Source organism: Arthrobacter sp. Soil736 (genome assembly GCF_001428005.1).
Taxonomy (GTDB): domain Bacteria; phylum Actinomycetota; class Actinomycetes; order Actinomycetales; family Micrococcaceae; genus Arthrobacter.
Window position 1 is genome coordinate 35,825 of sequence record NZ_LMSB01000032.1, and the last position, 3,077, is coordinate 38,901.

Here is a 3,077-nt window from a genome sequence, read left to right on the forward strand (position 1 = left end):
CGATCCATGCCAGGGCGCTGTCTAAAATCGGGTTGCCCAGCGGCGAAGTCGTATGGGTCACTCCGGCGAATTTGTCTGTACCGGAGCGGGCGAACTTGCTGGTGCGAACAGGAGAACCTGACGTTCACCCGGTCCCGGTCCGGGAACAAGAACGACGGGGCGCATGTGGAACAGAGAAACTGGCACATCGTGCGCCAGGCCGTCGGCTACCACCGCTACGACACCGCCGCCGAGCTGGAACTGTTGAACCGGATCTGGGCGCTCCAGCGGCTGCTGACGAATCATTTCGGGCCGCAGCAGAGCTCCTGGCGAAGGTCCGGACCGGAGCGAAGATCAGCAAGACATACGACCGGCCCGCAACTCCGTTCCAACGCGTTCTGGCCGACACCGCCACCGTCGCCCGGGACGTGAAGACGCGGCTACGGCGGGAAAACAAGCCCCTGAACCCGGCTGCCATCCAACGTCAGATCCAGGCACTAAGAGCCGAACTCCTGACCCTGACCACCGCGAAACAGGGCACCAAACCCCAGCCTGCCATCCGGGCAAAATCAAATGATTCCACGATCCGCCCTAGGCGGGCATCTTGACATGATTCCCCGGGTCCTCAACGCCTTCAGTGCCGCGATTCCTCATGTAGACCCAAATATCATGGTCAAGTACCCGTGGATCCACACCCTAGCGCTGGGCGGCAGAGCAACAGCTAAGGATCGACCGCGTCCGACCTGACCAACGTTGACATAAGCACGACTTGGTAAGGGTTCCAAGTGGACATTGTGAAATAGACCTGGGCACCGCCGTCCACAGTTCCCACCGAGTAGTTGGAGACTTGGTACGGTCCATACTCCCCACCGGGATCGCCGTTACGGAGATGCCCTGGATCGAACATGTCGTCCTGGACGCGATCGAATAACTGGCCATTCTCGTCTGGCTTGTGCATGAAGTGCCCGTACCCATCATTAGGGTCAAAGACCATTATGGGGCGCGAGGACCATGGCCCCCAAGGTGTGCGTGCCGAATGCATGACGATGCCGCGGGGGTTGCCGGTATTGAACATGGCCAGGTAGCGCTCCAGCTGGGGATTCCATCGAACTGAGATTTCTCCGACGTCTCCGGCACAAAAGAGGGAAGTCGCGTCATCCTCATTCGCGCTCCAACGTTGAGCACGTCCATTCCCAGAGAAGTATCGAACACGAAACTCTGGCCCGGCGAGGTCTTCGAACGGCACGACAGCCAAGTACACGCTGCTAGAACGGTACCTGCCGCTGCCCCAAATCCATAGGACATCATTGATCCCCGGGATTCTGGCCGCGTCTGCGACTCTAGGCTCGATTCGGCCTCGCTCTATGGAGACATTGATGAACCGCCCACTCGAAAAGGTGCGCAGGTACGTAAATTCGTGGCCTTCATCATTGGAGCGCGTCAATATGGAACGGCCCATCAGGTCGTAGTTGGCCACCCGATAGTGCCCGGTCGAGAAGAATACGTACATCGCGTCCCCGACGCTTACCCCGTCCAAAGGAACTTCAAACTCTCTCTGGGCAATATTGTCACTGATGTGTGGCGGTTTGGGCAGGAACACCAAATCGAGTCCATCACCCGCGTACCTATCTTTCGTATAAGCAACGGCGTCCAGGTTTATCCACTCCGGAGGCTGATTGACACGCCAAGTATCGCCGAAGAGAAAGTACGTCCGATCTCGGTGTGGAAACGAGACCCCCAAGTCTGTGCCGCGAATCTGATACGCGTACTCCGTGCGGTTGTGTGCGAACTGAAGGGTTTGTGCGAGGCCATCCCAGTTCTGGCGGTCAAATTCGCCGGTAAGTTGTACGACCTTCTGGGTGGCATCCAACCGGCGCTCGGGGTACAACTCCCCAGTGACCGGCCGGTGCCGAAGCCAAGGCAGGTGGACATCCCAGTTGGGTCGCCAGTAGGCCACGATAGAATGGGCGCATTCCTCGACAAGTACTTCGAAATTCCTATGTTCCGGTGATGAGTAATCACTGGAAATGATGCATCCCCATCCGCTTCCGCAGTCAGTGATGTATAGGGCCTTCGTCCATGGGGAGGAAACGTTGGAGTTGTCGTGGAAGAAGTGCCGCAACTGGAAGGCATCGCCGTGCACCAGCGGCACTACGACCTCGAAATTCTTATGGTCACCGCCCCCGAAGTCGCTCTGGATGAGGCAACCCGGTCCAGCCACGTCGGCAGCGACCATCTGCCCTTTCTCNAGCGGCACTACGACCTCGAAATTCTTATGGTCACCGCCCCCGAAGTCGCTCTGGATGAGGCAACCCGGTCCAGCCACGTCGGCAGCGACCATCTGCCCTTTCTCCCAAGGAAGAGCTGTATCGGAATTATTGTGGAAATAGTGCCACAGATCCATCCCCCCATCGCTTCTGCGAAGCGGCACTACGACCTCGAAATTCTTATGGTCACCGCCCCCGAAGTCGCTCTGGATGAGGNNTGGAAATAGTGCCACAGATCCATCCCCCCATCGCTTCTGCGAAGCGGCACTACGACCTCGAAATTCTTATGGTCACCGCCCCCGAAGTCGCTCTGGATGAGAGACGCTGCGCCGGCCGCCCCAGCGGACACGATTTTCTGCCCCGACTTCCATGTCTCGTTGTCTGAGTTGTCTCGCCACCAGTGCTGGATACTGTCTCCCGCAAGGAGTGCCAGTTCAAAGTTTCCATGATCATCAGAGCCAAAGTTGCTGTGCACCATGCTTGCGACAATTCTGCCTGCATATGACATCTTTCCCGCTCCCGTACGCTTTAACCAGCACCTGCATACTTGTGGCCGTTGCTACGCATTACCGCTCCAAATGCCAAGTCGGCTGAGACAACGCCCGGTGTGGTGGTTTGCATCCACGACGTCCAAGAATGTCCTCCTGGATCGCTTCCAGACGGTCCAGGTCGACAGCGATCTCAGCCGGTAGTCCGTTTCTGCCATGACTCACTTAGGCGAGTGTCGCTTAGTTACAGCGGAGGGGCGGACCCCTTCGTAGTTGTGCCGGAGATCAGCCACTCATTTAACTGGTTGGGTGTCATGCCACATTTATTGACGAGGTGGTCCGC

The 3,077-nt window shown here is 57.9% G+C and carries 1 protein-coding gene and 1 pseudogene; both read right to left on the minus strand.

Features of this window, described 5'->3' with window-relative positions:
- Nucleotides 1–97 (minus strand): annotated as a pseudogene (locus ASG92_RS29900) (flavin reductase); the annotation flags it as partial.
- A 603-nt stretch (nucleotides 98–700) separates the two neighbouring features.
- Nucleotides 701–2,227 (minus strand): DUF4185 domain-containing protein (locus ASG92_RS16650; protein WP_240987170.1); only part of this gene is annotated, 1,527 nt, incomplete at its 5' end.
- Nucleotides 2,228–3,077 lie beyond the last annotated feature (850 nt).